At 64.9% G+C, this 26,765-nt stretch carries 23 protein-coding genes and 1 other RNA gene; 22 read left to right on the top strand and 2 right to left on the bottom strand.

The genetic code is table 11. The annotated features are described in order from the left end of the window. Positions 1–305 precede the first annotated feature (305 nt). The 18 genes from rnpB (at position 306) to lpxC (ending at position 19,537) form a co-directional block, all read left to right on the top strand. An RNA gene (gene rnpB, locus LJE61_RS15250) (RNase P RNA component class A) lies at positions 306–675 on the top strand. A gap of 286 nt (positions 676–961) precedes the next feature. After that, positions 962–1,417 carry a division/cell wall cluster transcriptional repressor MraZ gene (gene mraZ, locus LJE61_RS15245; RefSeq protein ID WP_296910914.1) on the top strand — a complete coding sequence of 152 codons (456 nt, stop codon included), beginning with the start codon at positions 962–964 and terminating at the stop codon, positions 1,415–1,417. A gap of 8 nt (positions 1,418–1,425) precedes the next feature. Next, a complete protein-coding gene (rsmH, locus tag LJE61_RS15240) occupies positions 1,426–2,358 on the top strand; it encodes a 16S rRNA (cytosine(1402)-N(4))-methyltransferase RsmH (protein WP_519972638.1) in 933 nt (310 codons plus the stop codon). Next, entirely contained in the window at positions 2,355–2,645 is a 291-nt protein-coding gene (gene ftsL / locus LJE61_RS15235) for a cell division protein FtsL (RefSeq protein WP_296910912.1), read from the top strand. The genes rsmH and ftsL overlap by 4 nt, the downstream gene beginning before the upstream one ends. Further along, the gene (locus LJE61_RS15230; RefSeq protein ID WP_296910909.1) at positions 2,632–4,398 is read left to right on the top strand and encodes a peptidoglycan D,D-transpeptidase FtsI family protein; all 1,767 of its coding nucleotides are present in this window, start codon (positions 2,632–2,634) and stop codon (positions 4,396–4,398) included. Before ftsL ends, LJE61_RS15230 begins: the two co-directional genes overlap by 14 nt. After that, complete coding sequence (locus tag LJE61_RS15225) at positions 4,395–5,948, top strand: Mur ligase family protein (protein ID WP_296910907.1); 1,554 nt, start codon at positions 4,395–4,397, stop codon at positions 5,946–5,948. Before LJE61_RS15230 ends, LJE61_RS15225 begins: the two co-directional genes overlap by 4 nt. Beyond that, positions 5,948–7,306: a UDP-N-acetylmuramoyl-tripeptide--D-alanyl-D-alanine ligase gene (locus LJE61_RS15220; protein WP_296910905.1), complete on the top strand. Its 1,359-nt coding sequence runs from the start codon at positions 5,948–5,950 to the stop codon at positions 7,304–7,306. The genes LJE61_RS15225 and LJE61_RS15220 overlap by 1 nt, the downstream gene beginning before the upstream one ends. Beyond that, the gene (gene mraY / locus LJE61_RS15215) at positions 7,307–8,389 is read left to right on the top strand and encodes a phospho-N-acetylmuramoyl-pentapeptide-transferase (protein ID WP_296910903.1); all 1,083 of its coding nucleotides are present in this window, start codon (positions 7,307–7,309) and stop codon (positions 8,387–8,389) included. A 115-nt stretch (positions 8,390–8,504) separates the two neighbouring features. Further along, positions 8,505–9,857 carry a UDP-N-acetylmuramoyl-L-alanine--D-glutamate ligase gene (gene murD, locus LJE61_RS15210; protein ID WP_296910901.1) on the top strand — a complete coding sequence of 451 codons (1,353 nt, stop codon included), beginning with the start codon at positions 8,505–8,507 and terminating at the stop codon, positions 9,855–9,857. Then, a complete protein-coding gene (gene ftsW, locus LJE61_RS15205) occupies positions 9,854–11,065 on the top strand; it encodes a putative lipid II flippase FtsW (RefSeq protein ID WP_296910899.1) in 1,212 nt (403 codons plus the stop codon). The genes murD and ftsW overlap by 4 nt, the downstream gene beginning before the upstream one ends. Beyond that, positions 11,050–12,144, top strand: coding sequence for an undecaprenyldiphospho-muramoylpentapeptide beta-N-acetylglucosaminyltransferase (murG, locus tag LJE61_RS15200; RefSeq protein WP_296910897.1), 1,095 nt, complete (start codon positions 11,050–11,052; stop codon positions 12,142–12,144). Before ftsW ends, murG begins: the two co-directional genes overlap by 16 nt. Then, positions 12,141–13,565: a UDP-N-acetylmuramate--L-alanine ligase gene (gene murC / locus LJE61_RS15195; protein WP_296910894.1), complete on the top strand. Its 1,425-nt coding sequence runs from the start codon at positions 12,141–12,143 to the stop codon at positions 13,563–13,565. Before murG ends, murC begins: the two co-directional genes overlap by 4 nt. Before the next feature lie 220 nt (positions 13,566–13,785). Then, positions 13,786–14,022 carry a UDP-N-acetylmuramate dehydrogenase gene (locus LJE61_RS15190; RefSeq protein WP_296910892.1) on the top strand — a complete coding sequence of 79 codons (237 nt, stop codon included), beginning with the start codon at positions 13,786–13,788 and terminating at the stop codon, positions 14,020–14,022. Continuing rightward, positions 14,019–14,954, top strand: coding sequence for a D-alanine--D-alanine ligase (locus tag LJE61_RS15185; RefSeq protein ID WP_296910890.1), 936 nt, complete (start codon positions 14,019–14,021; stop codon positions 14,952–14,954). Before LJE61_RS15190 ends, LJE61_RS15185 begins: the two co-directional genes overlap by 4 nt. After that, entirely contained in the window at positions 14,947–15,744 is a 798-nt protein-coding gene (locus LJE61_RS15180; RefSeq protein WP_296918898.1) for a cell division protein FtsQ/DivIB, read from the top strand. Before LJE61_RS15185 ends, LJE61_RS15180 begins: the two co-directional genes overlap by 8 nt. Before the next feature lie 6 nt (positions 15,745–15,750). Then, a complete protein-coding gene (ftsA, locus tag LJE61_RS15175) occupies positions 15,751–16,986 on the top strand; it encodes a cell division protein FtsA (protein ID WP_296910886.1) in 1,236 nt (411 codons plus the stop codon). Between the two features lie 224 nt (positions 16,987–17,210). Continuing rightward, positions 17,211–18,377 (top strand): cell division protein FtsZ, encoded by a 1,167-nt coding sequence (gene ftsZ / locus LJE61_RS15170; RefSeq protein ID WP_296910884.1) that lies wholly within the window; start codon positions 17,211–17,213, stop codon positions 18,375–18,377. 248 nt (positions 18,378–18,625) lie between these two features. Next, positions 18,626–19,537, top strand: coding sequence for a UDP-3-O-acyl-N-acetylglucosamine deacetylase (gene lpxC / locus LJE61_RS15165; RefSeq protein ID WP_296910882.1), 912 nt, complete (start codon positions 18,626–18,628; stop codon positions 19,535–19,537). On the opposite strand, the gene LJE61_RS15160 is transcribed toward lpxC, so the two are convergent. Beyond that, positions 19,534–20,091 carry a DciA family protein gene (locus LJE61_RS15160; RefSeq protein WP_296910878.1) on the bottom strand — a complete coding sequence of 186 codons (558 nt, stop codon included), beginning with the start codon at positions 20,089–20,091 and terminating at the stop codon, positions 19,534–19,536. The genes lpxC and LJE61_RS15160 overlap by 4 nt on opposite strands. Before the next feature lie 153 nt (positions 20,092–20,244). Here LJE61_RS15160 and LJE61_RS15155 point away from each other — a divergent pair, with 153 nt between their 5' ends. From LJE61_RS15155 to LJE61_RS15140, 4 genes are all read left to right on the top strand, one after another. Next, complete coding sequence (locus LJE61_RS15155) at positions 20,245–21,183, top strand: M23 family metallopeptidase (protein ID WP_296918897.1); 939 nt, start codon at positions 20,245–20,247, stop codon at positions 21,181–21,183. A 228-nt stretch (positions 21,184–21,411) separates the two neighbouring features. Then, positions 21,412–24,246: a preprotein translocase subunit SecA gene (gene secA / locus LJE61_RS15150; protein WP_296918895.1), complete on the top strand. Its 2,835-nt coding sequence runs from the start codon at positions 21,412–21,414 to the stop codon at positions 24,244–24,246. 108 nt (positions 24,247–24,354) lie between these two features. Further along, positions 24,355–25,566, top strand: coding sequence for a bifunctional glutamate N-acetyltransferase/amino-acid acetyltransferase ArgJ (argJ, locus tag LJE61_RS15145; protein WP_296910300.1), 1,212 nt, complete (start codon positions 24,355–24,357; stop codon positions 25,564–25,566). After that, the gene (locus tag LJE61_RS15140) at positions 25,535–26,512 is read left to right on the top strand and encodes a Nudix family hydrolase (RefSeq protein ID WP_296918894.1); all 978 of its coding nucleotides are present in this window, start codon (positions 25,535–25,537) and stop codon (positions 26,510–26,512) included. Before argJ ends, LJE61_RS15140 begins: the two co-directional genes overlap by 32 nt. 55 nt (positions 26,513–26,567) lie before the next feature. Here LJE61_RS15140 and yacG read toward each other — a convergent pair. Then, the coding region (gene yacG / locus LJE61_RS15135; protein ID WP_296918893.1) for a DNA gyrase inhibitor YacG at positions 26,568–26,765 on the bottom strand (198 nt) is incomplete at its 5' end.

Below are 26,765 nucleotides of genomic sequence, written 5' to 3'. Positions count from 1 at the left end.
CCCGCCTGACCGGGACGAAGAAGAACATGCTCTACCGCTTGGGTCTCGAGCTGGGCTTGGGCGGGGCGGAGGGCTAGGAGCCTGTCCGACTTAAGGATGAATCGGCTACGGAAGCGGGAGAACGGTCCATTTCGCCCCGCTTTTTCGTGACATAACCCCCACTCTGCGCCTCGAAACCGGAACGAATTGACCTCGCTCTCCCACTCCCTCGCTTCGATCCCCCCAAGTCCGACGGGCTCCTATGCGAGATGCTTGGGATTTCGGCAGAGACCTAAGGGTTAGGTCTGACGTATACTTGTGCCGCGGGAGTCGGCCGGACAGTCGCGCTCGCCCCCGCGGCGAGGGAGGAAAGTCCGGGCTCCGCAGGGCAGGGTGCCAGGTAACGCCTGGGAGGCGTGAGCCTACGGAAAGTGCCACAGAAAAGATACCGCCGAACCCGCGGTTGCAGCGGGAGGTAAGGGTGAAATGGTGCGGTAAGAGCGCACCGCGCTGATGGCAACATCAGTGGCAGGGCAAACCCCACCCGGAGCAAGACCAAATAGGAGGGCATGCAGCTCAGGCTGCGGCGCGTGGCCCGCGCGTGCCCTCGGGTAGGTCGCTCGAGACGTGTGGCGACGCACGTCCAAGATGAATGGCTGTCCCCGACAGAACCCGGCTTACAGGCCGACTCCCCCTTCTCGATCCCTCCGACCGACGTTAACGCTGCTCCCCTGCGAGCGGTTTTCCCGCGCCAATCCTCAATTCCTCTCTCAGCTTTGTTCGTTAGTCCGCTGAAAATACGTATGTAAATCAGAGTTGCCAACTTCGATGGCGGGTGATCCCTAAGTGGCTGACTGCCAAGAATTAAAGTTGCTTTCTACCTTGACGATCGCGAAACGCACCTCTAAGATGAGGGCCGAGTGGGGGGAAGTGGGGAATTAGGGAGCGATCCGCCAGGCAGGAGTCACCGAGGGGGGCGCGGGTGTTTCGGGGGGTCTTCATCGTCAATCTCGACGTCAAAGGGCGTCTCGCGGTTCCGGCCAAGTATCGCGAGCGTCTGCAGTCGTCGTGCGACTCTCAGCTCGTCGTCACGGTCGATCGCGATCGCTGCCTGCTGTTGTACCCGACTCCGGAGTGGGAGCTCATCGAGAGTAAGCTTGCGGCCCTGCCCGCCTTCGATAACACGGCGCGGGCGATCCAGCGTCTCTACATCGGTAACGCCCAAGAGGTCGAGATGGACGCCCAGGGTCGAATCCTGCTGCCTCAGTATCTGCGTGATTTCGCCGCGCTCGACAAGCGCGTCGCCTTCGTTGGTCAAGGCTCAAAGTTCGAGATCTGGGATGAGCAGGCCTGGAATGCGCGAAACGAAGCCGCGCTCAGTGACGCCGGGATTGGGGAGTTGGCGATGGCGGCGGGACTTGGGTCCCTGACGCTCTGAACGGGGCCTTGATCGAACAAGAACATCGGCCGGTTTTATTGGAGGAGAGTGTGCGCGCCTTGGTCGTGGATTCGAACGGCACCTATGTCGACGCCACCTTTGGCCGCGGCGGGCACAGTCGAGCCATCCTGACTCGTCTAAGTGATGCCGGACGCCTGATCGCGATTGATCGCGATCCGGAGGCAGTTGCTGCGGGGCGCGCGTTTGCCGCGGCGGACCGACGGTTTTGCGCGGTGAGGGGGCGGTTTGGTGAAATCACCGACTTGCTCGCCCAAGTCGGCGTTCGCGGCGGTCTGAGCGGAATCTTGCTCGATCTCGGCGTGTCCTCCCCGCAGCTGGACACCGCGGGACGTGGTTTCAGCTTCGCGGTCGAAGGCCCACTCGACCTGCGAATGGACCCCGAGCAGGGTGAATCTGCAGCGCAGTGGCTGGCGCATGCATCGGAGGACGAGATCGCCACAATCTTGCGCGATTACGGGGAGGAGCGTTTCGCGAGGCGCATCGCGCGGAGCATCGTTTCCGCGCGATGCAAAGAGCCGCTGGCGACGACGACCCAGCTCGCCGGAGTGGTGGCGCGTTCGGTCCCAACGCGCGAGCCAGGGAAGCATCCGGCGACGCGAACCTTTCAGGCGCTTCGCATCCGGATCAACGAGGAACTGGACGAGATCCAGCGCTGCCTTCGCCAATCCTGTGACCTTCTGGCAACGACCGGGCGTTTGGTCGTGATCAGCTTCCATTCGTTGGAGGACCGCATCGTCAAACGTTTCATGCGCCGGGAGTCCGACGGCCTCGCCCTGCCCAAGGGGCTTCCGGTCACTTCAGCGGAGTTGCACGGGCGCTTGCGTGTCCTCGGCAAGCCGCTCCGTCCGTCAGCAGCGGAGATCCAGGCCAATCCCAGGGCGCGAAGCGCGGTTCTGCGGGTTGCGGAGCGCCTCCCATGACGCTGCATGGCGTCTGGCTGCTGGTCGCACTGGTGCTGGCCGTCATGCTCTCCGCGATCGCCGTCGTCCACACCAAGTATGAGACGCGGACCCTGTTCAGCGAGTTGCAGCATCTGCGCGCCCAGCGTGATGCCGTGGACGTGGAATGGAACCGTCTGCGACTCGAGGAGGCGGCGCTGTCCACGCATGTCCGGGTGGAGCGCAAGGCGCGTGAGCAGTTGGGGATGTTTAATCCCAGGTTCAACGACGTCTTGTTGATCGAGGAGGTGGGTCGTGTCCATCCGTAGGCGTCGCTCGAAGCGCGCCGAGCCCCGGCGTGCGAGACCCAATCTTCAGCTGCGTCGTCGTCTCCTGGTCAGCACCCTGTCGGGCGCCTTCATCGTGCTCTCCGCGGTGGTCTTTTATCGCCAGGTGGTCGAAACCGAGTTTCTCCGGACCGAGGGGGAGCGCCGCTATCTGCGTGTGGGCGAGATTGCTGCCCGCCGCGGCATGATCACAGATCGCAACGGTGAGCCGCTCGCGGTGAGCACGCCCGTGGAGACCGTGTGGGGTGAGCCGCGCAAGCTGGTTCACCAAATGGAGTCGATTCCATCCTTGGCGAGCGCGCTTGGGCTCGCGCCGAAGGCGCTGCAAGAACGTCTCCTCGCAAACTCGGACCGTGGATTTCTCTACCTCAAACGGCGGGTGAGCTTCGAGGAGGCAAAGGCAGTCAGGGAGCTGATCGCCCGATACCGGATCGACGGCATTGATTTCGAGACCGAATACCGCCGCTTCTATCCGGGCGTGGAGGTCTTTGGGCATGTTCTCGGGTTCACCGACATCGATGATCGCGGACAGGAGGGGATCGAGCTGGCTTACGACTCCTGGCTCAAATCCGAGCCGGGCCTGCGTCGCGTGATTCGCGACGGCCGCCAGCAGATCGTCCAGGAGATCGAGCAGGTCCGCGCTCCGCGCCAGGGCGCGGACCTTGCGTTGAGCCTGGACCGGAGACTGCAGTTCCTCGCCTACCGTGAGCTCAAGGCTGCGGTCGCCCAGAACAAGGCGGTCGGCGGGACGCTGGTGGCCCTGGACGTCGCGACCGGCGAGATCTTGGCCATGGTCAATCAGCCAGGCTACAACCCCAATGCGGAGCGCGATGGGGGCAGTCATCGTCGCCGCAATCGGGCGGTGACAGACGTGATGGAGCCCGGCTCGACGCTCAAGCCCTTCGTGGTGGCGGCCGCGTTGGAGCGCGGCTTGGTCAAGCCGACGACGCTGATCGCAACGCGGGGCGGCAAGCTGAAGGTCGGTCGCAACACGGTTCGTGACGTCCGCAACCACGGCAACCTCGATGTGACCGGTGTCATTACCAAGTCGAGCAATGTCGGTGTGGTCCGGATCGCGCAGATGATGAGCTATGGCGATCTCTGGGGGCTCTACGATCAGTTGGGGTTCGGACATTCAACCAACGTCGGCGTCCCGGGCGAGAGCCGCGGCGTGTTGCGCCATCATTCGACCTGGCGCGTCTTCGAGCATGCCACCCAGGCCTTCGGATACGGACTTTCCGTAACCGCGTTGCAGCTCGCTCAGGCCTATGGCGTCCTTGCAGCCGACGGTGTGAAACGCCCGGTCTCCCTGCTGAAGCGAGATCGGTCGGGTCCCGAGGTTGCTGTGGAGGGGGCGCGTGTCCTGAGCGCCGACGTGGCGCGAAAGGTCCGGGCGATGATGGAGACGGTGGTCTCGGAAGAGGGGACCGCGAGCCGCGCCGCCATCACCGGCTACCGCGTGGCAGGTAAGACGGGAACGGCCAAGAAGGCCGTCGGTGGACGCTACGGCGGTGGCCGATACCAGGCTGTGTTTGCCGGGTTCGCCCCGGCCGGTGCGCCGCGGCTCGTGATGGTCGTGATGATCGACGAGCCGAAGGGGAGGGCCTACTACGGGGGGCTGGTCGCAGCGCCGGTCTTCCAAAAGGTGATGGAGGGGGCGCTGCGGCTGTTCAACGTTCCGCCAGACGACCCGGAGCCGTCGATGCTGCTGGCCCGGCGGGAGGGCGAGCAATGATGGCCTTGCCGAGCGACCGTCATGCCTGGCGGCTCGCCGACCTCTTGGCCGGATTCGCGGATGCGGGGCAGGCCGGCGACCGGCAGGTCTGGGGGCTTTCGCCGAACAGTCGCTCGCTTGCCCGGGGTGCAATCTTCCTCGCCTGCCAAGGGCAGACCGCGCATGGCCTGGAATTCGCGGAAGAGGCGCGGCAGCGCGGTGCCTGTGCGATCCTCGCGGAGATGACCCCGAGTTGGTCGGCCGACGACATGGCAGCTCTGCAAGCGCGTCTTGGGTTGCCGGTGATCGGCCTGCAAGGGCTCCGCGCGCGCATCAGTGCGATCGCCGATCGATTCTACGGCTCGCCGAGCGCCGCGATGGAGACATTCGGCATCACCGGAACACGTGGCAAAACCAGCGTCGCCCATCTGCTTGCCCAGGCTCTGTCCATCGAGCTTCCCTGCGGCATCATTGGCACAATCGGCAATGGGTTTGCCGGCGATCTGAGAGCCGCGACCGAAGGCGAGTCGGACGCGGTGCACCTTCAGGAGTCGCTCGAGAGTCTCCGGCTCCAGGGGGCCAGAGCCGTGGCAGTCGAGGTATCGCCCGCCGCGCTCGGCCGATCCAGGTTCGCGGCCGTCCACTTCAGCCACGCCATTTTCACCAGCCTGGACCCCAAGGCGCCGCGGCACACGGCCGCGACGGGCTCCGCCGAGGCGATGCTGCGCCTCTTTCGCAACCCCGAGCTCAGCTGGGGTGTCCTGAACCTCGATGATGCGTTCTCAGAGGCGATCTTGCGGGCGACGCCGCCCGGCGTCGGGGTGGCCGGCTTCAGCCTGCGTCCCGACGCCGAAGCCCTGCCGCGCTGTGACCTGCGGGTGCACGCTCGCGCGATCCACGCCTTGCCGCGAGGTCTGCGTCTGCATGTCGTCGGCGAGACGCCGAGCGGACGCACCGAGGCGTGCTTCGACTCAGATCTCATCGGCGTCTGCAATGCCGCCAATCTTCTCGCCGTTCTCACTGTCCTGCTCACGCGTGGTCTTCCGCTCGCGCGCGCCGCGCGGGAGCTTGCGACCGTGCGTGCCGTCCCGGGACGAATGGAGTGTTTCGGAGGCGAACAGGCGCCCTTGGTCGTGGTCGATCATGCGCGTCATCCCGAGGCGCTCAAGAGGGCGCTGATCAACCTGCGAGCGCACAATCCGCGGCGCGTCATCACGATCGTTGGTTGCAGCGGGGGCGGTGACCGCGAGACCCGGCCACTGATGGGGGCGGTGGCCGAGCATTGGAGCGATGGACTGATTCTCACCGACGACAACCCCGGCGGCGAATGCGGTGAAGCGATCATCGAAGACATCCTTGCCGGCATCGCCGAGCCGGGCCGCGTGCGGGTGGAGCGCCAGCGTGGACTTGCGATCCGGGTGTCGATTGCGCTGGCCGGGACCGGGGACGCGGTCCTCGTCGCCGGAAAGGGTCATGAGACCGTTCAGGACATGGGCGAGCTCAAGCTGCGGTTCAGCGACCGCGCTCAAGTCGTCGAGGCCTTGCGCGAATGGCGGGAGGGTCATCACTGATGTGGACGCTCGCGCAAGCCATCGCGAAGGCGGGTGGCCGTCTCCAAGGTGGCGACTGCATGTTCTCGGGCGTCGCCACCGATAGCCGTGCGGATTGCGGCGGGCAGCTCTTCGTCGCTCTGCGAGGCGAGCGCTTCGATGGACATGACCATGTGGCCGCTGCCTGCAGGGCGGGCGCCGCAGCGGCGATGGTCGACCACCCGCTGCCCCTGGGGATCGCCCAATGGGTCGTCGACGACACCCGCTTGGGCCTCGGTCGGTTGGCCGCGGCCTGGCGTGACCGGTTCCCCGGCCGGGTCGTCGGCATCACGGGCAGCAACGGGAAGACCACGGCCAAGGAGATGATCGCGGCTGTCCTCTCCCAGGTTGGTCAGGTCCGTGCGACACGGGGCAATCTGAACAACGACATTGGTATGCCGCTGACGCTCCTGGGTGCCGAGGACGAGGACTTCCTGGTGCTCGAGATGGGGGCCAATCAGCATGGCGAGATCGGCTATATGACCCGGATCGCTCGACCCGATGTCGCCTTGATCACGAACGCCGGGCGTGCCCACCTCGAGGGATTCGGGAGCCTCGACGGGGTCGCCCGCGCCAAGGGCGAGATCGCCTGCGGATTGCCGCACGACGGTGTATTCGTCTTCGCTGCCGACTCTCCTTACGGCGTCCTCTGGAAGGATCTGGCGGCGGGTCGAAAGGTCCTTACCTTTGGCCTGGATGGTGATGCGGATGTCTCTGCGGAGCGCGCCTCCATCCGGGTCGAGTGGGCGGACGCGGGTTTCCACACCCGTTTCGTCGCATGCGACCGCGAGCGCAGGATCCCGATCAGCCTTTCTCTGGCTGGAGAACACAATGTCCGTAACGCGCTGGCTGCCGCTGCGGCGGCGCTGGCGCTCGGGATCGAGCCCACGGCAGTCCAGGCCGGACTCGCTGCGGTCACCCCCGTCAAAGGGCGTCTCTGCCCACGTCGATGTGGCGCCCTGGCGGTCATCGACGACAGCTACAACGCCAATCCGGACTCGATCGCGGCGGCGATCGAGGTCTTGGTCGGCCTGTCAGGGCGGCGGTGGCTGATCCTGGGTGACCTCGGGGAGCTGGGGCCGGACACCGAGCGACTGCACCGCGAGGTCGGCGAGGTGGCCCGCGCGGCCGGCGTGGAGCGCCTGTGGAGCGTTGGTAGCCTGAGTGCGGCTGCGACGGAGGCCTTCGGAGACGGCGCGCGTCACTTCGACGGGCAGGGCACCCTGATCCGCAGTCTCCAGGCGGAGCTTGGCGCGGCTGATCGGGTCCTCGTCAAGGGCTCGCGACTGGCTCGGATGGAACGCATTGTCGAGGCCCTGTGCCCGGATGGGGGACACTAGGTGCTCCTCTACCTGATCGACTGGCTGACACAGTTTCAGACCGGGTTCAATGTCTTCCGGTATCTGACCCTGCGCGCGATCCTGGGGGTCCTCACCGCACTGATGATCGCGTTGGCAGTGGGTCGGCCGATGATCCAACGTCTGCGCGCCTACAAGATCGGTCAGACTGTCCGCGACGACGGACCTCAGAGCCATTTGTCCAAATCCGGGACGCCGACCATGGGCGGCGCACTCATCCTCGTGGCGGTGGCTGTCAGCACGCTGCTCTGGGCAGACTTGGACAACCGCCATGTCTGGATCGTGCTGCTCACGACTCTCGCCTTCGGTGGGATCGGTCTCGTGGATGACTACAAGAAGCTCGTGCTTCGCGATCCACGGGGACTGGCGGCCCGGTGGAAGTACCTCTGGCAGACGGTCGCCGGCTTCGCTGCGGCGATCGCACTTTATGCGAGTGCGGCCTCCCCGGCGGAGACCGAGTTGCTGATCCCCTACCTGAAGGACGTCTCGATCCAGCTCGGGCCGTGGTTTGTCCTGCTCACCTATTTCGTGATCGTCGGTGCGAGCAATGCCGTGAACTTGACCGATGGCCTGGACGGCCTGGCCGTGATGCCGACCGTTCTCGTGGCCGGAGCCCTTGCCGTGTTCGTTTATGTCGCCGGCCATGTGGAGATCGCCAACTATCTGTTGATTCCGCATGTTGGTGGTGTCGGTGAGCTCGTGATCTTCTGCGGCGCCTTGGTGGGCGCGGGTCTGGGCTTTCTTTGGTTCAACGCCTATCCGGCGCAGGTGTTCATGGGCGATGTCGGCGCCCTGGCATTGGGGGCTGCACTGGGTGTCGTGGCCGTCGCCGCGCGTCAGGAGCTGGTGCTGTTCATCATGGGCGGTGTCTTCGTGGCCGAGACGATCTCGGTGATGCTGCAGGTGATGTCTTTCAAGCTCACCGGGCGACGCATCTTCAGAATGGCGCCGCTGCACCATCACTTCGAGCTCAAGGGCTGGCCCGAGCCGCGGGTCATCGTCCGGTTCTGGATCATTACCGTAGTCTTGGTGCTGGTCGGGCTGGCGAGCCTCAAGATCCGGTGAGGCCGTCGCAGGGGTTTGGGCTGGGACAGGCTTTGATTCGACTGGGGGGGAGAATGAAAGCGATCGAGAAGGGAGTCTGCGGGCGTGATTCGCGCCTGTCTCCGGGACTGGCCCGATGAGGTCGTCAGTGGGGAAGACAAAGACCCTGGTCGTCGGCCTCGGCAAGACCGGTCTCTCATGTGCCCGCCATCTGCGCTCCCAAGGGCACTTGATCGCGGTGACCGACTCGCGCTCGGATCCGCCAGGCTTGCAACGGCTGCGAGACGAGATGCCCGATGTCATGCCCTTCGTCGGTGGCTTCGACCCGGAGGTCTTCGCCGCCGCGGCCCTTTTGGTGGTGAGCCCTGGGGTTCCGGTCGCCGAGCCATTGATCCAAGAGGCGATGGCCCGCGGTGCCGAGGTGATCGGCGACGTGGAGTTGTTTGCCCGCGCCGCGCGAGCCCCCGTGTGCGCGATCACGGGATCGAACGGCAAGAGTACCGTCACGACACTGGTGGGGGAGATGGCTAGCTCAGCCGGGCGGTGCGTGGCGGTCGGAGGCAATCTGGGCGAGCCGGCCCTGGATCTGCTCGATGAATCGATCGAGCTCTATGTCCTGGAGCTCTCGAGCTTCCAGCTGGAGACGACGGTCGGTCTGCACGCGGATACGGCGGCGGTTCTCAACGTCTCCGCCGACCACATGGATCGGTATCCGGATCTCGAGACCTATGCGGCTGCCAAGTCGCGGGTCTACCGCGGTGCCCGGGTTGCCGTGGTGAATCGCGATGACCCGATCGTCTCGGCGATGAGCAGGGATGCGTCGGTCGAGATCGGCTTCACCCTCGGTGAGCCGGCGGCGCAAGAATTCGGTCTGCGCGAGCTCGCCGGGGAGACGTGGATCTGCCAGGGTGAGCAGCGTCTGATGCCGGCCGCGGAGGTTCGGATTCCAGGGTTGCACAACCTGAGCAACGCCCTCGCGGCATTGGCTCTCGCCTCGGCATCTGGCCTCCCGATCGGAAGCGCCTGCGCTGTCCTGCGGCGTTTTGCCGGGCTGCCGCATCGCAGTGAGCTGATCGCGGAGCTTGGCGGGGTCCGTTGGTACGACGATTCCAAGGGCACGAATCCGGGAGCGACCGTCTCGGCCCTCGAGGGACTGGTGCCACCGGGCAGTCCCGGCCGTGCGGTACTGATCGCCGGGGGCGACGGCAAGGGCGCGGACTTCGCACCTCTGGTCCCTGCAGTCAAGCGTGCTGCGCGCGCGGTCGTTTTGATCGGGCGGGATGCCGGACGGATCGCAAAGGCGCTGGACGGCGAGGTCCCGCTGGTCCATGCGTCGAGCCTTCAGGATGCGGTCATCCAAGCTGCGGCGCTCGCCCAGTCGGGCGACACGGTCCTGCTCTCGCCGGCATGCGCGAGCTTCGACATGTTCGAGAGCTACGAGCATCGCGGGCGCGTGTTCGCCGAGTCGGTCAGGGGGCTTGAGGGATGACCGCCGGGGTGCGCCAGGTTGGCGGGGCAACCCCGCGCGGGAGCAAGCGGCGGCGCGAGCGCTTGGCACCGTTTGACTATCCCCTGCTCGTCTGTGCGCTTGGGCTGCTGGCGTTCGGCGTCGTGATGGTCGCCTCGGCATCGATGTCGATCGCAGCGAACTGCTGCGGCGACCCATTCTACTATGTGAGCCGACACGGCTTCGCCCTTGGGCTTGCACTGACCGCGGGCTTGCTCGCTTACGCGGTGCCAACGGAGTGGTGGGAGCGAGTCGGGCTGTGGCTCTTCCTGATCGGGCTCGTGGCACTCGTCCTGGTCCTGGTGCCGGGGGTCGGCCGCGAGGTCAATGGGGCGACGCGCTGGATTCCGCTGGGGCCGCTGAATCTTCAGCCGTCGGAGTTCGTCAAGCTGTTCGCCATCATCTACGTCGCCGGTTATCTCGTGCGCCATGCCGACGAGGTCGCCAACCGCTTGTCCGGTTTCATCCGTCCCATGATCCTGATCGGACTCGCCGGTGCCCTGATTCTCCAGCAGCCCGACTTCGGGACCACCGCCGTGATGCTCGCGACGGTGATGGGACTGCTTTTCCTCGGCGGGGTCAGCGTCATGCCGTTCGCGACCTTGTTCGCCGTGATGGCTGCCGGACTTCTGGTCTTGGTGGTCGTCTCGCCCTATCGATTGCAGCGCGTGACATCCTTTCTCGATCCCTTTCAAGACCCTTTCAACACCGGCTACCAGTTGAGCCAGGCGCTGATCGCTTTCGGTCGCGGCGAGTGGCTCGGGGTGGGGTTAGGCAACGGGATCCAGAAGCAATTCTTTCTGCCGGAGGCCCATACCGATTTTCTCGCCTCGGTGGTGGGCGAGGAGCTTGGCCTGGTGGGGATGCTGGCGCTCATCGCCGCCTTTGCCTTCCTGACCTGGCGCGCCTTCTCGATCGGCGCCCGAGCCGAGTCGGTGGGTAAGCGCTTTGCCGGCTATGCCGCCCAGGGCATCGGCCTGAGCCTGGGCTTGCAGGCCTTCGTCAACATCGGCGTCAACGTCGGAATGTTGCCGACCAAAGGCCTGACACTGCCTTTCCTGAGCTATGGGAGCAATAGCCTGATCGCTGCGTGCATGGCGGTCGCCATCCTCCTGCGGATTGATGCAACGATTCGCCGCATCGAGTCCGAGCAGGGACCAAAAAGGGGGCTGCGATGGGTGCGTGCATAGGCATCATGGCTGGCGGCACGGGTGGACATGTCTTCCCGGCGCTCGCGGTCGCCGACAGGTTGCGCGATCAAGGCATGCGGGTCTTCTGGATCGGTACCCGACGAGGGATGGAGTCCCGGCTGGTACCGGAGCATGGCTTCGAGATGGAGTGGATCCGCATCGAAGGGCTGCGTGGCAAGGGCCTCGGTCAGCTGTTGCGCGCGCCCGCCCGGATTGCCGTCGCACTCGGGCAGTCCTGGCAGATCGTGCGGCGGCGTCGGCCGTCGGTCGTGTTGGGAATGGGGGGCTTCGCATCCGGGCCTGGCGGCCTGGCGGCACGGGTCCTTGGGGTTCCCTTGATCATCCATGAGCAGAATTTCGTGCCTGGCATGACCAATCAATGGTTGGCCCGCATTGCGACGCATGTCTACGAGGCCTTCCCAGGGAGTTTTCCGAAAGCGCGAGCTGCGGTCGCCTGTGGAAACCCCGTGCGCCAGAGCATCGTCGATCTCCCGCCGCCCCGAGAGCGCTTGGCACATCGGCTTGCCGATGGATCCTTGGAGCCGCCGCGACTCTTGGTGCTCGGGGGCTCACTCGGTGCTCAGGTGCTGAATGAGGTCGTCCCACGCGCCGTGGCGGGCCTTCCGCCGGCCCAGCGTCCCCGGGTGCGCCACCAGGCGGGCGAGCGCACCCTCGCGGCCGCGCGTGCTGCGTATCAGGAGGTCGGGGTTGAGGTCGAGCTCACACCCTTTATCGAGGATATGGCCGAAGCCTATGGTTGGGCCGACCTGGCCGTTTGCCGCGCAGGGGCCTTGACGGTCTCGGAGCTGGCCGCAGCCGGGGTCGCTTCGGTCTTGGTACCCTACCCCTTCGCGGTCGACGATCATCAGGTGGGTAACGCCCGCTATCTGGCCGGGCCGGGGGCTGCGCGTCTGATCATCCAGCGAGATCTCACCGTAGCAGGATTGACCTCCTTGCTCAACGAGCTGCTGGGCGACCGGGAGGCCCTGTTGAGCATGGCCGACGTCGCCCGCACTCGCGCTCAGCCCGACGCGGCAGGACGCATCGCCCAGACCTGTTGGGAGGTCGCCCGTCGATGAGTGCACACCTTCAGCACACTGCCGCCAGGATGGGTCGAGTGCGGCGCCTGCACTTCGTGGGAATCGGCGGGGCGGGCATGAGCGGTATCGCCGAGTTGATGGCCAACCTGGGTTACGAGGTGACCGGCTCGGATCTGCGTGAGAGCGAGGTGACACGCCGGCTGCAGGGTGTGGGCATCGAGGTCTTCCTCGGCCACCGGGCTGAGCACGTCCGCGATGCCGATGCCGTCGTCGTCTCGACGGCGATCGACGAAGGCAATCCGGAGATTCAAGGTGCGCGTGCCGAGCGGATCCCGATCGTACGTCGCGCCGAGATGTTGGCCGAGCTGATGCGATTCTATTACGGCGTCGCCGTGGCCGGCACCCACGGCAAGACCACGACCACCAGTCTGGTTGCGAGCATCCTCGCTGAGGGGGGGCTCGATCCGACCTTTGTCATCGGTGGGCGACTCAACAGCGCGGGAGCGAATGCCAAGTTAGGGACCACCAAGTACCTGGTGGCCGAGGCCGACGAGAGCGATGCGTCTTTCCTGTACCTCCAGCCGATGATCGCAATCGTCACAAATATCGATGCCGACCACATGCGCACCTACGGGAACGACTTCAATCGGCTGCGCAGCACCTTCATGGAGTTCCTGCACCACCTGCCTTTCTATGGCCTTGCCGTCCTGTGCATCGACGACGAAGAGGTCCGATCCCTCGTCCCATCGGTACCGCGACCGGTGAAGACCTACGGAACGCGTGACGAAGCCGACCTGCGTGCAAGCGATCTGCGGCAGGACGGCATGCGCACGCGATTCCGGGTGGAGGGCAGGGCGCTCGAGGGCCCCTTGGAGATCGACCTCAATCTGCCCGGCCGGCACAACGTCTTGAATGCACTCGCGGCGATCAGCGTTGCTGTCGAGCTTGGCGTCGAGGAGGAGTCGATCGCACGGGCGCTGTCGCGTTTCGAAGGGGTGGGCCGTCGCTTCGTGGCCAGCGAGCTGACGGATGCGACGGGGCGTCGTCTGCTTCTGGTGGACGACTACGGTCACCATCCCCGGGAGCTTGCGGCCACCCTGTCGGCGGCAAGAGCGGGCTGGCCCGGACGGCGACTGGTGCTGGTGTTCCAGCCCCATCGCTACACCCGCACCCAGGAGCAGTTCGAGGATTTCGTGGATGTTCTGTCGACGCCGGACCTGTTGGTCCTGTGCGACGTCTACCCGGCGGGTGAAGCGCCGATTCCGGGCGCCGACGGGCGTGCCTTGAGCCGCGCGATTCGGACCCGCGGTGACTTGATTCCGGTATTTGCCCAGGGGATCGAAGCCGTGCCGGCGTTGTTGACTCGGCTCGTGCGCGACGGGGACATGGTGTTGTTGATGGGTGCTGGGGACATTGGTGCGCTGGCGGCGCGGTTGCCCGGATTGTTGCTGCGAGCCTGATCGGTCCAACCGAAATTGCAGGGGGAAACGATGAAAGTCTCCGGATTGATGGGACGGCTGATGATGGGATGCGGGGAGTCGCTTGGATCGCGCACGGCGCAGCGGATCGCGCTGCGGGATCGGTCCGCAAGTCTCACACCCGCGTGCTCGCAGCACACAAACCGGCAGCGCCTCACCCGCTTTCCGGTGAAGATCGTGTCGGATTCCCGGGTGCGCTGAGATGGGCCCACTGCGGGGGGATCACGCGGCCCGTCTCATCGAGGCCCAGCGGCTCAAAGGGCAGCACATCGACGGTGCTCAGGTCTCTGAGAAACAAGCGAAGTTCATGATCAGCACCGGTCATGTCAGCGCCGTGGACATCAGCGATCTGATCGATTTGGTGCAGCGCCGGGTCGAGCGCGCCACCGGGATCAGACTGGTACCCGAGGTGAGACGTGTCGCCGGAGATCATCCATGACGCCCCAGCCAGAACAAGCGACGAACCGGTTCGGAAAGGTCGCCGTGCTCCTCGGCGGGCGCTCGGCGGAGCGCGAGATCTCCCTTAAGAGCGGGAGCGCGGTGCTTGCGGCGTTGCTGCGCCTGGGCGTTGAGGCCCATGCCTTGGACCCGGACGAGCGGGTGCTCGAACGTCTGCGCGGGGATGCCTTCGATCGCGCCTTCGTCGTCCTGCATGGTCGTGGCGGTGAAGATGGGAGCATCCAGGGTGCGCTGGAAACCATTGGCATGCCGTATACGGGGTCCGGTGTCCTGGGCTCCGCGCTGGGCATGGACAAATATCGTTGCAAGCTCGCTTGGACCGGGCGCGGTCTCCCAACGGAGCAATCGGTGCTCCTGCGTACGGAGGCCGATCTGGTGGACGCTGAGGCGCTTGGTTTTCCACTCATGATCAAACCGGTGCACGAGGGGTCGAGTATCGGGATGGCGCGAGTCGAGGACGCCGAGACCCTTAAGGAGGCTTGGCGGATGGCAAGTCGCTACGATGCTCTGGTCCTGGCAGAGCGCTGGGTCGATGGTCTCGAGTACACCTGCGCCATCCTTGGCCGGGACGCACTGCCGCTAATCCGGCTCGAGACGCCGCACGCCTTTTACGACTTTGACGCGAAGTACAAGGCGAACAGCACGCGTTATCTCTGTCCATGCGGTCTCACGGAGTCTGAGGAGTCGCGGTTGCAGGCTCTCGCACTCGATGCCTTCGAGGTCGCCGGGGCAAGCGGGTGGGGACGCGTCGACCTGATGGTGGACCATAGGGGGCAGCCTTCCCTGCTGGAGATCAATACGGTGCCGGGCATGACCGACCACAGCCTGGTTCCAATGGCCGCGCGCGTTGCCGGCCTGAGCTTCGATACCCTGGTCCTGCGCATTCTGGAGACGAGCCTCGACCGTGGCTGACCCGACGCCAAGAACTGCCGCGACCGAGATGCCGGTGCACCAACGGCGCTCGGTGCGCTTGCGCGCCCTGCTGGGTCTTGTCCTGATCGCGTTGATGGCAACCGGTGTCTGGCTGCTTGGGGAGTGGGAACCGCGACTGTTGCCAGTGCGCATCATCGAGGTGGAAGGCGAGTTGCACCATCACTCCTCTCAGTTGTTGCAGCAGACCATCAGCGAGCGCCTGCATGGCGGTATTCTGACTGCAGACCTTCACGACCTGAGGTCGGCTGCGGAGGACCTGGCCTGGGTCGGTCGAGCCAGTGTCCGGCGTATCTGGCCGGATCGCTTGCTGGTCGAGGTCGAGGAGCATCGGCCGGTTGCCCGATGGAATCGCGATGGTCTGGTCACTGCTGAGGGGGTCGTTTTTCGCCCCGGGACGGGCACGGTGCCGGCGGGACTGCCGCTGCTCGAAGGCGATGATCAACGCGCCCCCCAAGTGGTGAGGCGTTACCAGAAGTGGCGCGATGAGCTGATGCTCGTTGGCCATCTAATTCAGACCCTGTCGGTGGACCCACGGGGGGCCTGGCATGTCGAGCTGGTCACTGGAGCCGAGCTGCATCTGGGCACGGAGGCGGTCGAGCAGCGCCTAGCGCGGTTCATCGCCAGTGCAGGGCAGTTGGAGGCAGCGGGGCGGCTGCTGGCGGTGGATCTGCGCTACAGCAACGGTTTCGCCGTGAAATGGGCACCGAAAGCGGACCGCCAGGTCCGCGCGAACACGGATCGCTCCACGCGGTCCGGCAGACGAGGATAAGAGCGGATGTCGCGACGTAACGATAAGAGTCTCTTGGTTGGTCTGGATATCGGAACCTCGAAGGTCGCCGCGCTCGTCGGCGAGCTGAAGGACGATGACCAGATCGAGATCATTGGGATTGGGACCCATCCCTCTCGGGGTTTGAAGAAGGGCGTCGTCGTCGATATCGAGTCGACCGTCCAATCGATTCAGCGCGCGGTCGAAGAGGCCGAGCTGATGGCCGGCTGCGAGATCCATTCCGTCCATGCGGGGATCGCCGGCAGCCATGTGAGAAGCCTCAACTCACATGGCATCACCGCGATCAAGGAGGTGGAGGTCACCCAAGCCGACGTGGACCGCGTCATCGACGCGGCGCGAGCGGTCGCAATACCGGCAGACCAGAAGATCCTCCACATCCTTCCGCAGGAATTCATCATCGACGATCAGGAAGGGATCCGCGAGCCCATCGGGATGTGCGGCGTGCGCCTCGAGGCACGTGTTCACATGGTGACGGGCGCGGTGAGCGCCGCCCAGAACGTGATCAAGTGCATCCGTCGCTGCGGGCTTGAGGTGGATGACCTGGTGCTGGCACAACTGAGCTCCAGCTACTCGGTGCTCGGTGAAGACGAGAAGGAGCTCGGTGTCTGTGTTGTCGACATCGGCGGCGGGACGACAGATCTCGCCGTCTTCACCGACGGGGCCATCCGCCACACCGCAGTCATCCCCATCGCCGGCGACCAGGTCACGAACGACATCGCGGTCGCACTGCGCACACCGACTCAACATGCCGAGCAAATCAAGGTCAAGCATGCCTGCGCACTCGCGCAATTGGCAGCCAATAGCGAGACCATCGAAGTGCCCAGTATCGGTGATCGACCGCCGCGTCGGCTCTCCCGTCAAACCTTGGCCGAGGTCGTGGAGCCGCGCTACGAAGAGCTGCTGACCCTGCTCCACAACGAGCTGCGTCGCAGCGGCTTCGAGGACCTGGTGGCAGGCGGCGTGGTGCTGACCGGTGGCAGCTCGAAGATGGACGGACTGATCGAGCTCGCCGAGGAAGTCTTCCACATGCCGGTGCGTCTCGGCGTGCCCCAGTACGTCATCGGCATGGACGAGGTCGTCAACAATCCGATCTATTCGACCGGTGTGGGCCTGCTGATGTATGCGCGTCAACACCGCTTTTCGCGGCGCCCTGAGCTCGCCGAAACCGGCGGGCTGCAGCGCGCTTGGTCGCGCGTGCGGAGTTGGTTCCAAGGCAATTTCTGAAGATCTGCGGGGACTGATCGGTGCGGTCGGGTCCAGTTCCGGCCGCTGATGAGCAAGCGATGGGGTCCGACATCGGACCTCATTGGTCGAGGGACCGCGACCTGCGGTCTCGTGCCGAGGCGCATCCAGCGTCGAGGCGATGTCGGGGGGCGGCCGCGCCGCAGCGCAGTCGCACGAGGTTCAAGAGGTCGTGCAACAGTCAGCATCGAACAGGAGACACCATTATGTTTGAACTCATGGATACGCATAGCCAGAACGCCGTCATCAAGGTCATCGGTGTCGGTGGTGGTGGCGGGAACGCGGTCAACCACATGGTCGCCGCCACCATCGAGGGGGTGGATTTCATCTGCGCCAACACCGATGCGCAGGCGCTGAAGAGCTCCTGCGTGAAGACCATCCTGCAACTGGGCGCGGGCATCACCAAGGGGCTGGGTGCCGGAGCCGACCCGGAGGTCGGGCGCAATTCGGCAATGGAAGATCGCGACCGGATCCAGGATGCGCTGGAGGGGGCGGACATGGTCTTCATCACTGCGGGGATGGGTGGCGGTACCGGCACGGGTGCGGCCCCGGTGGTTGCGCAGGTCGCGAAAGACCTTGGGATCCTCACGGTAGCGGTCGTGACCAAGCCCTTCCCGTTCGAAGGCACCAAACGTCGGCGCATCGCCGAGGAGGGCATTGCGGACCTTGCCAAGAGCGTCGACTCGTTGATCACCATACCCAACGAGAAGTTATTGGCCGTGCTCGGCAAGGAGATGAGTCTGCTCAATGCCTTCAGCGCCGCCAACGATGTCCTCCTCCATGCCACCCAGGGCATCGCCGAGCTGATCACCCGTCCCGGCCTGATCAACGTCGACTTTGCGGACGTCAAGACCGTCATGTCTGAGATGGGCGTCGCAATGATGGGCACCGGTGCGGCGCGCGGGGAGCAGCGCGCCCGCGAGGCCGCCGAGGCCGCGATCCGGAGCCCGCTGCTGGAAGACATCGACCTGGCTGGCGCCAAAGGCATCCTGGTCAATATCACCGCCGGTCTGAGTCTGACAATCGGTGAGTTCGACGAGGTCGGCAACACGGTGCGTGACTTTGCCGACGACGATGCCACCGTCGTTGTCGGGACCGTCATCGACCCGGCACTGGACGACGAGCTCCGGGTCACCGTCGTTGCCACCGGATTGGGAGAACGGCGCGTCTCGCTCAAGCGATCCGGCGTTCATGAAGCCGCGATGCATCTGGTGAGCGGGGGGGGCAGCAACGAGGGAGCGCCCAACTACGGTGAGCTGGGCCGCCCAGCCATCTATCGCCGAGGCGGCGGGGCTGCGGTCGCCGAGGCCGTGGAAGAGAGCGACCTCGATTATCTGGATATCCCGGCGTTCCTGCGGCGTCAGGCCGATTGATCAGGGGTTTCCCTTTATGTAATAGTTCTTTTAAAACAGGGATCTTTAAAAAGGTTCGCTCTTCATCTTGATAAACGTCCGGGAAAACCCTAAGCTATCGGTAAGGCGCCCCGCGTGCGGGGCGCGCGATGGCATGACAGACGGGAGACGACCGTGGCCTCGGCATGCGCTTGCTGGGCATTCGGTCATCGAACGGCCGGCGCAGGATGCCGCCTGCCGCCGTGTTTCGCGATGGGAGATCTCGACCGATGCTCAGACAGCGTACCTTGAAGAACGTGATCCGGGCGACCGGGGTTGGCTTGCATACGGGCGAGAAGATACCGCTGACCTTGCGCCCGGCCCCACCCGATACGGGCATCCTATTCCGTCGGGTCGATCTCGACGTGCCGGTCGAGATCAAAGCAACGCCGTTCAACGTCGGAGACACGCGTTTGTCGACGACGCTGGTCAAGGGCCAAGTCCGGGTATCGACGGTCGAGCACCTCTTGTCGGCCTTCGCCGGCCTTGGCATCGACAACGCCTTCGTCGATGTCGGCGCACCCGAGGTGCCGATCATGGACGGCAGCGCCGGTCCATTTGTGTTCCTGATCCAGTCGGCGGGCGTGGAGGAGCAGAGCCGCCCGAAGCGCTTCATCCGGATCAAACGGCCGGTCGAGGTTCGCGACGGCGACAAACTCGCGCGATTCTCCCCCTACGACGGCTTCAAGGTGGAGCTCTCGATCGAATTCGACCACCCTGCATTCGCTGCGCGTGCCAACCGGGCGGCCGTGGACTTCTCGACATCCTCGTTCGTGAAGGAGGTGAGCCGGGCGAGGACGTTCGGCTTCTTGAGCGAGATCGAGGCGCTTCGCGAGCAGAACCTGGCCCTGGGAGGCAGTCTGGACAATGCGGTCGTCTTGGACGAGTACCGTGTCCTCAACGAGGAGGGGCTGCGTTACGACGACGAATTTGTCAAGCACAAGATCCTGGACGCGATAGGCGACCTCTATCTTCTCGGGCACACCCTCATCGGGTCGTTCCGCGGGCACAAATCCGGCCATGCGCTCAACAACAGTCTTCTGCGCGCACTGGTCGCCGATGTCGATGCTTGGGAAGAGGTGGTCTTCGAGGATTCCGCCGCGGCTCCGATCTGTTACGCACATCCAGTCGCCTTTGCCTAATCCAGGTCCTGCGCAGCCTTTCCGCCCCGCTCGGGAGGCCGAGAGGCGTCCTCCGAGCGATCCCCGGCGGGCGCCTTAGCGGCCGGGGTGCGTCGTCCTGCCAGACGGCGAAACGCACCGGCCAGCGTTGGATCAGGCATCCCGTCGGCGATGGCCAGCAAATGCGCCACCGTCTCGTCGCTCAGTCTCGGGGCCCTTGTCTGCGAGCTGGCGAGTCGCCGCGCGCCCCGCAGTCCGTCATCCGTGACCTGGAGGTCCGTCGCGGCCCTGACCTGCACCAGCACCTTGACGATGTCTTCGGATACGGAGGACCGCGCCAAGCCGTCCGTCAAGAAACGGACCCGCGTCGCCCATGCGGGGGAGTCGACGAAGAGGGTCAGGATGCCCTCGCAAAGACGGGCGTCGCGACAGTGATCTCGGAGGGCCGGTGGCAACTGGCCTTGGATGGCGCTCAACGCCTCAACCCGCCGGCGCTGGAGCTCGGCGTGTTTTTGTATCAGGCGGTTGGCTTGGAGGAGCGCCTGAACATGCGCCAATCCCGAACGGCTCATCATGAGCCCCGTCTGCCGGCAAGAGGTTTCCGGCAGTGGTCGCCGTGAAGGCGGACCGAGCAGAGAACTCGAATCGGTCGAAAGCGCGCGTTGTTGCCGACATGCGCGGCATGAGACCACGATTCATCCCGACAAGCCCAACGTAGAGAGAAAACGATGTACCACCTCGATCGACGAAAAACCGTTCGTGGACAGGCCGTTGTCGCGCTCTTGGCGGCCACACTATTCACCATGGCCGGCGCAGGGCTCGGGTTCTGGGTTGGTCAATATCTAAACCTACCGACATTCTCAGACAGCCTTCCAAGTCAGACCTTCGTTGGCCTCCTTTCCCCCGAAAAAGCCCCCCCCCAGAACGCCCCTGGAGCCCCTGACGACGACCTCGACGCCATCGCTGTCCGTCTCGGCGAGATGCAGGCCGAGCTCCTACGGTTGAACGCGCTCGGCGAACGGCTCGTCCAGATGTCCGGACTAAGTGACGAGGAATTTGACTTCGATAACCCTCCGCCTCGGGGCGGGGCAGAGGACGGGCCGGCCCGCGACTACACCATTCGCGAGATCGCAAGCGAGCTTGGCAGCATGGCGACCCAGATTCAAGACCGCCGGCAGAAGCTCGAGATCCTCGAAGGGGTCGTCATGGAGAAGGAGCTCACCGCACAGGCCGGACCCTCAGGCTGGCCAGTCCGGTCCGGTTACATCACCTCCCGTTTCGGCTTCAGGATCCATCCGGTAAAAAAGACGCGCCTGTTTCACGAGGGGGTCGATTTTGCCAGTCCTCGCGGCTCCCCGATCGTCGCGGTTGCCGATGGGGTCGTGACGTTCAGTGGTCGCCAGGGGGGATACGGACGCATGATCGAGATTCGGCATGTGGACGGGCTGGTGACACGCTACGCGCATAACCACGAAAATCTGGTCAAGGACGGTCAATTGGTCCGGCAGGGACAGAAGATCGCAACCGTTGGAGCGTCTGGGACCGCGACTGGACCGCACGTCCATTTCGAGGTGCGGAAAGACGGCAAGCCGGTCGACCCGTTCCGCTATATCGACCGCAAGCCTCGCGCCATCCTGGCCGGCACCTCGGACGATCAGCCCGGATAGGACTCTCTGTCGAGCGGCCCCGAGGGAACCCGGGTCACGCGCTCAGGCGCCGAGTCGGGCGCGGCCGCTCGCCCCCCCGCTTCGGCCCGATTTAGCCCGGGACTCGGCCGCTTGTCCGGGTATGCTGGAGAACTGAGGCTGTGCCCGATGGCGCGCGTTCGCCTCTGCGGCTGTCATTGAATTCCGGTATCATCGTGGGATTTTCCGGAGAGGGCGCATAGGCAGCTGATGGTCAGACACCTGCTCAAGAAGGTCTTTGGCAGCCGTAACGAACGGCTGGTCAAGACACTGCTGAAGTCCGTGGCGCGGATCAACGCGCTCGAGTCCGAGCTTGAGCGGCTCCCGGATGACGCGCTGGCCTCCAAGACCCCAGCATTACGCGAACGCCTGCGTGGCGGTGTCGATCTCGAGACCTTGCTCCCGGAGGCATTCGCCGTCGTGCGCGAGGCCTCCAAGCGCACGTTGGGGTTGCGCCACTTCGACGTACAGATGGTCGGGGGCATGGTGCTGAATGACGGCAAGATCGCCGAGATGCGCACCGGTGAGGGAAAGACCCTTGTTGCGACCCTCTCCGCGTACCTGAACGCGCTCCCGGGCAAGGGGGTGCATGTGGTCACCGTCAACGATTACCTGGCACGCCGAGACGCGGCCTGGATGGGGCAGATCTACCGCTTCCTCGGTCTTTCCGTAGGAGTGATCAATTCCTCGGGCGGTCTGGGGCCTGACGCGGCCTCCTATCTGTTCGACCCCGCCTACGAGCCGCCGAGCGGTCAAGGCCACCGGCACCTGCGTCCGGTCTCGCGCAAAGAGACCTACGCCGCGGACATCACCTACGGCACGAACAACGAGTTTGGATTCGACTATCTGCGCGACAACATGGCCTTCGTAGCCGAGCAGCGTGTGCAGCGCGATCCTTTCTATGCGATTGTCGACGAGGTCGACTCGATTTTGATCGATGAGGCGCGCACGCCGCTGATCATCTCCGGGCCCTCCGAGGGCAGCACCGATCTCTACACGCAGATCGACCGGATCATCCCCAGATTGAGCCGCCAGCCGCCGATCACCAACGAGGAGGGTCAGCCGGATTTCGGTCCCGGGGACTACTCCGTCGATGAGAAGGCACGTCAGGTCTACCTCAGTGAAGAAGGTCACGAGCATGTCGAGGAGATGCTGGTCGAGATCGGACTCCTTGGCGAGGGTGACGGTCTCTACGATCCCGCCAACATCGCCCTGATGCACCACGTCTATGCCGCCCTGCGGGCTCACGCCCTCTTTCAGAGGAATGTCGACTATATCGTTCGCGACGGCCAGGTCATCATCGTCGATGAGTTCACGGGGCGCACCATGCCGGGGCGGCGTTGGTCGGAGGGCCTGCATCAGGCGGTCGAGGCCAAGGAAGGCGTCACGATTCAGCCTGAGAACCAGACGATGGCGTCGATCACCTTCCAGAATCTCTTTCGTCTCTACCCGAAGCTCTCCGGAATGACCGGGACGGCCGACACCGAGGCCTACGAGTTCCAGCAGATCTACGGGCTCGAGGTCGTCGTCATCCCGACCAATCAGCCGATGATCCGGGAGGACCGCGGCGACCTCGTCTACCTGACGCAGGAAGAGAAGTATGAGGCCATCATCGAGGACATCCGCGACTGTGTGGAGCGTGGTCAGCCGGTCCTTGTCGGGACTGCCTCGATCGAGACCTCTGAGCTCATCGATGGACTTCTCATCGAGCGGAAGATCGCCCACGAGGTCCTGAACGCCAAGCAACATGAGCGCGAAGCCGGGATCATCGCCCAGGCTGGACGGCCAGGTGCGGTCACGATCGCCACCAACATGGCGGGTCGCGGAACCGACATCGTGCTCGGCGGCAACCTGGATGCGGAGCTCGAGGAGGCGGGCCCGGATGCCGACAAAGAGACCATTCGGTCCCACTGGAGGGGACGCCATGCCCAGGTGGTGGATGCGGGCGGCCTGCATGTGGTCGGCACCGAGCGTCATGAGTCGCGGCGCATCGATAACCAGCTGCGTGGGCGGTCCGGTCGCCAAGGCGACCCGGGCTCATCGCGCTTTTATCTGTCTCTACAGGACAATCTGATGCGCATCTTCGCCTCCGAGCGCGTCGGGAAGATGATGCAGAAGCTCGGCATGGAGAAGGGGGAAGCGATCGAGCATCCCTGGGTCACCAAGGCGATCGAGAATGCCCAACGGAAGGTTGAGGGCCGTAACTTCGACATCCGCAAGCAGTTGTTGGAGTACGACGATGTCGCCAACGATCAACGCAAGGTCATCTACCGGCAGCGCCGAGAGCTGATGGACAGCGCGGATGTCTCGGAGACCGTTACGGCCATGCGTGATGATGTTCTGACGCGTCTGATCGACGCCTACATCCCACCAGAAAGCCTTGAGGAAGAATGGGATGTCGAGGGCCTCGGCGCCATTTTGGCCGAGCAGTTCGGGGGCGCTTGGCCGATTGGCGACTGGCTCGCCGAGGACGAGTCCCTGCATGAGGAGAGCCTGCGTACGCGGATTCATGACACGCTGGCCCGGGCCTATGCGGAGCGGGAACGGCTCGTCGGGTCGCAAACCATGCGTCAGATCGAAACCGCGGTGATGCTGCAGACGCTCGATACCCATTGGAAAGACCATCTCGCAGCCATGGATTATCTGCGTCAAGGTATCCATCTGCGCGGCTACGCGCAGAAGAATCCCAAACAGGAATACAAGCGTGAGGCCTTCATGATGTTCTCAGCGATGCTCGATAGCATCAAGCAGGACGTTGTGACCACCCTCGCCAAGCTCCAGGTGCAGGTGCCGGATGGATTCCCCGCGCCGCCGGTGGGGACCGCTCCCGTGATGGATCGGGAGTTCGAGTTCAAGCATGAGTCGTTTCAGGGTTTCGGTAGTGCAGGCGGAAGCGAACCCGAGGCGGGTGAAACAGTCGGTCGTGGCGACGCAGAGTCGCAGCATCAGCCCTACGTTCGGAGTGGCCGCAAGGTGGGCCGCAATGAGCCTTGCCCCTGCGGCTCCGGCAAGAAATACAAACAGTGTCATGGCAGGGCGACTTGAGATTCGCCTTGGAGCGGAGTCGCCCGGGAAGGACCTGGCCCGTCAGCGCTGAATCTTCCGCCTGATCCGAGCGATGCCTTGTCGCGTTTCTTGAGCGATGGTGACGTCATGACCCGACCCAGTCCGCCTGGTCACCTCGTGGACGGTGTGCGCCTGGCTGCCGGGGCCGCCGGGATTCGCTACACGGGGCGTGATGACCTTGTGATCATCGAGGTCGTCAAGGGGAGTGGCTGCGCGGCTGTTTTTACACGCAACGCCTTTTGTGCCGCACCTGTGCACGTCGCGAAGGCCCACCTGAGTCGGACAGCGCCGCGCTATTTGCTGATCAACGCAGGCAATGCCAACGCGGGTACTGGCAGACGCGGGATCCAGGATGCCGAGTCGAGCTGCGCTGCCCTCGCGAGGGTGGGCCAGTGTGCTGCCGAAGAGGTCCTGCCATTCTCGACCGGTGTGATCGGCGAGCACCTCCCAGTCGAACGGATCGCCGCCGCATTGCCGGACCTCATGGATCGGCTGGATGCGCGCGCATGGCCGGACGCGGCGCGCGCAATCATGACCACCGACCGGGTACCCAAGCTGGTCTCGCGCGAGTTCGAGCTGCACGGGCGTCCCGCCCGCGTCACCGGGATTTCAAAAGGTGCCGGCATGATCTGTCCCGACATGGCCACCATGCTCGCCTTTCTGGCGACCGATGCCGCGGTGTCGCCGACCTTGCTTCAGGATTGCCTGCGCGCGGCCGTCGCGGGCTCTTTCAACGCCATCACCGTCGACGGGGACACCTCGACCAACGATGCCTGCGTGCTGCTCGCCACCGGTGCATGCGGGAATCCTCCTGTTCGCGATACGGGTACAGCCGATGGCGCTGCCCTGCGCAAGGCCGTCGAGGCGGTGTGCGTCGATCTGGCGACCGCGCTCGTACGCGACGCGGAGGGTGCGACGAAGCTCGTCACTGTCCGGGTCGACGACGCGGCGAACGCCGACGAGGCGCGCTCAGTCGCCTACACCATCGCCCATTCACCACTTGTCAAGACGGCCCTTTTTGCGTCCGATCCCAATTGGGGGCGCATCCTCGCCGCGGTCGGTCGCGCCGGTATTCAGGACCTCGAGATCGAGCGGGTTCGCATCTACCTCGGCGACGTCTTGATCGTCGAGGCTGGGGGCCGAGCGCCGGACTATACCGAGGCAGCCGGTGCCGCGGTGATGGCCCGGCCCGAGATCCTCATCCGGGTATCGCTCGGCCGTGGACTCGCAGAGGCGCGGGTGCTCACCTGCGATCTTTCCTATGACTATGTCCGAATCAACGCCGAATACCGCAGCTGAGCCTAAGGCGATCCATGTCATGGTGGGTGCCCTGAGCGACGCGGCGGGGCGGGTCCTGGTCACAAAGCGAGCCGATCATCTCCACCAGGGAGGACTCTGGGAATTTCCGGGCGGAAAGCTGGAACGCGGCGAATCCCCCGAGCGAGGTCTGGCACGCGAGCTTGCCGAGGAGTTGGGCATCCGGGTCCGGGCCAGCCGGCCTTTGATTCGGGTTCGACACGATTACGCGGACCGGCGCGTCCTCTTGGATGTGCGGCGTGTCCATGGCTACGACGGCGTCCCGGTTGGCCAAGAGGGGCAACCGCTGGCCTGGCTTCGCCCAGAGTCGATGGATCCTGACTGTTTTCCGGCGGCCGACCGACCCATCATCGCGGCACTGCGGATACCCGACCTCTTTCTCATCACCGGGCGGGATCCAGTCCAGCCCGCCGTCTTCCTGAAACGCCTCGAGCGCGCGCTCGAGAGCGGCCTCTCGCTGATCCAGCTGCGCGCGCATGCGCTGCCCGCCCCCGATTACCGGGACCTTGCGCAGCGCGCCTTTTCGCTCTGCGAGCGAGCGGGGGCGCGTCTGTTGCTCAATCGCGACCCGGCGCAGACGATCGGACTGCCGCGTCACGGCCTGCACCTCACCACGCGTACCCTCATGCGTCTCACCGAGCGGCCGGGCCGGCCCGACGACCTGGTCGGTGCGTCCTGTCACAACGCCGCGGAGCTCGCGCAGGCCGCGCGCCTCGGACTCGACTATGGGGTGGTCTCGCCGATCAGGCGGACCGCGTCCCACCCCGGCGCGGAGCCGCTCGGTTGGCGAGGTCTCGCCGAGCTCTCGGAGGCCGCGGTGCTCCCGGTCTATGCACTTGGCGGGCTGACTACCGCGGACCTCGAGGTAGCCATCGCGCACGGTGCCCAAGGGGTTGCGGCGATCCGAGGACTCTGGCCGGAGATCTGAGCAGGGCCGTGATCCGCAGACGACGGTATTCGACGCGCCGGCGCTTCCAGGCCGCTCAATGTGCCCGATGGGGCGCGTCGGTCCCGGGCGGCTCCTCGCCGGTCCCCTCAGGCGCATCGGGGATCCGGTGGTTTTCGTCGAGCCAGTCACCGAGATCGATCAGGCGGCAACGCTCACTGCAGAACGGCCGCCAGGGGGAGGTCGAGCCCCAGACCACGGGTTTTCCGCAATGGGGGCAAGAAACGGTCCTGGC

The sequence above is a fragment of the Thiocapsa sp. genome (assembly GCF_022340925.1).
Lineage (GTDB): Bacteria > Pseudomonadota > Gammaproteobacteria > Chromatiales > Chromatiaceae > Thiocapsa.
This window is presented reverse-complemented; position numbering and strand designations above follow the sequence as displayed.

Excerpts from the sequence above, each read along its gene's own strand:
- secA (WP_296918895.1), top strand. The coding sequence starts at position 21,412 with ATGGTCAGACACCTGCTCAAGAAGGTCTTTGGCAGCCGTAACGAACGG.
- lpxC (WP_296910882.1), top strand. The coding sequence starts at position 18,626 with ATGCTCAGACAGCGTACCTTGAAGAACGTGATCCGGGCGACCGGGGTT.
- LJE61_RS15225 (WP_296910907.1), top strand. The coding sequence starts at position 4,395 with ATGATGGCCTTGCCGAGCGACCGTCATGCCTGGCGGCTCGCCGACCTC.
- LJE61_RS15185 (WP_296910890.1), top strand. The coding sequence starts at position 14,019 with ATGACGCCCCAGCCAGAACAAGCGACGAACCGGTTCGGAAAGGTCGCC.
- LJE61_RS15160 (WP_296910878.1), bottom strand. The coding sequence starts at position 20,091 with ATGATGAGCCGTTCGGGATTGGCGCATGTTCAGGCGCTCCTCCAAGCC.
- ftsA (WP_296910886.1), top strand. The coding sequence starts at position 15,751 with ATGTCGCGACGTAACGATAAGAGTCTCTTGGTTGGTCTGGATATCGGA.
- LJE61_RS15140 (WP_296918894.1), top strand. The coding sequence starts at position 25,535 with ATGTCCGAATCAACGCCGAATACCGCAGCTGAGCCTAAGGCGATCCAT.
- murD (WP_296910901.1), top strand. The coding sequence starts at position 8,505 with ATGAGGTCGTCAGTGGGGAAGACAAAGACCCTGGTCGTCGGCCTCGGC.
- LJE61_RS15190 (WP_296910892.1), top strand. The coding sequence starts at position 13,786 with ATGGGCCCACTGCGGGGGGATCACGCGGCCCGTCTCATCGAGGCCCAG.
- murG (WP_296910897.1), top strand. The coding sequence starts at position 11,050 with ATGGGTGCGTGCATAGGCATCATGGCTGGCGGCACGGGTGGACATGTC.
- murC (WP_296910894.1), top strand. The coding sequence starts at position 12,141 with ATGAGTGCACACCTTCAGCACACTGCCGCCAGGATGGGTCGAGTGCGG.
- ftsZ (WP_296910884.1), top strand. The coding sequence starts at position 17,211 with ATGTTTGAACTCATGGATACGCATAGCCAGAACGCCGTCATCAAGGTC.
- LJE61_RS15220 (WP_296910905.1), top strand. The coding sequence starts at position 5,948 with ATGTGGACGCTCGCGCAAGCCATCGCGAAGGCGGGTGGCCGTCTCCAA.
- ftsL (WP_296910912.1), top strand. The coding sequence starts at position 2,355 with ATGACGCTGCATGGCGTCTGGCTGCTGGTCGCACTGGTGCTGGCCGTC.
- LJE61_RS15155 (WP_296918897.1), top strand. The coding sequence starts at position 20,245 with ATGTACCACCTCGATCGACGAAAAACCGTTCGTGGACAGGCCGTTGTC.
- ftsW (WP_296910899.1), top strand. The coding sequence starts at position 9,854 with ATGACCGCCGGGGTGCGCCAGGTTGGCGGGGCAACCCCGCGCGGGAGC.
- argJ (WP_296910300.1), top strand. The coding sequence starts at position 24,355 with ATGACCCGACCCAGTCCGCCTGGTCACCTCGTGGACGGTGTGCGCCTG.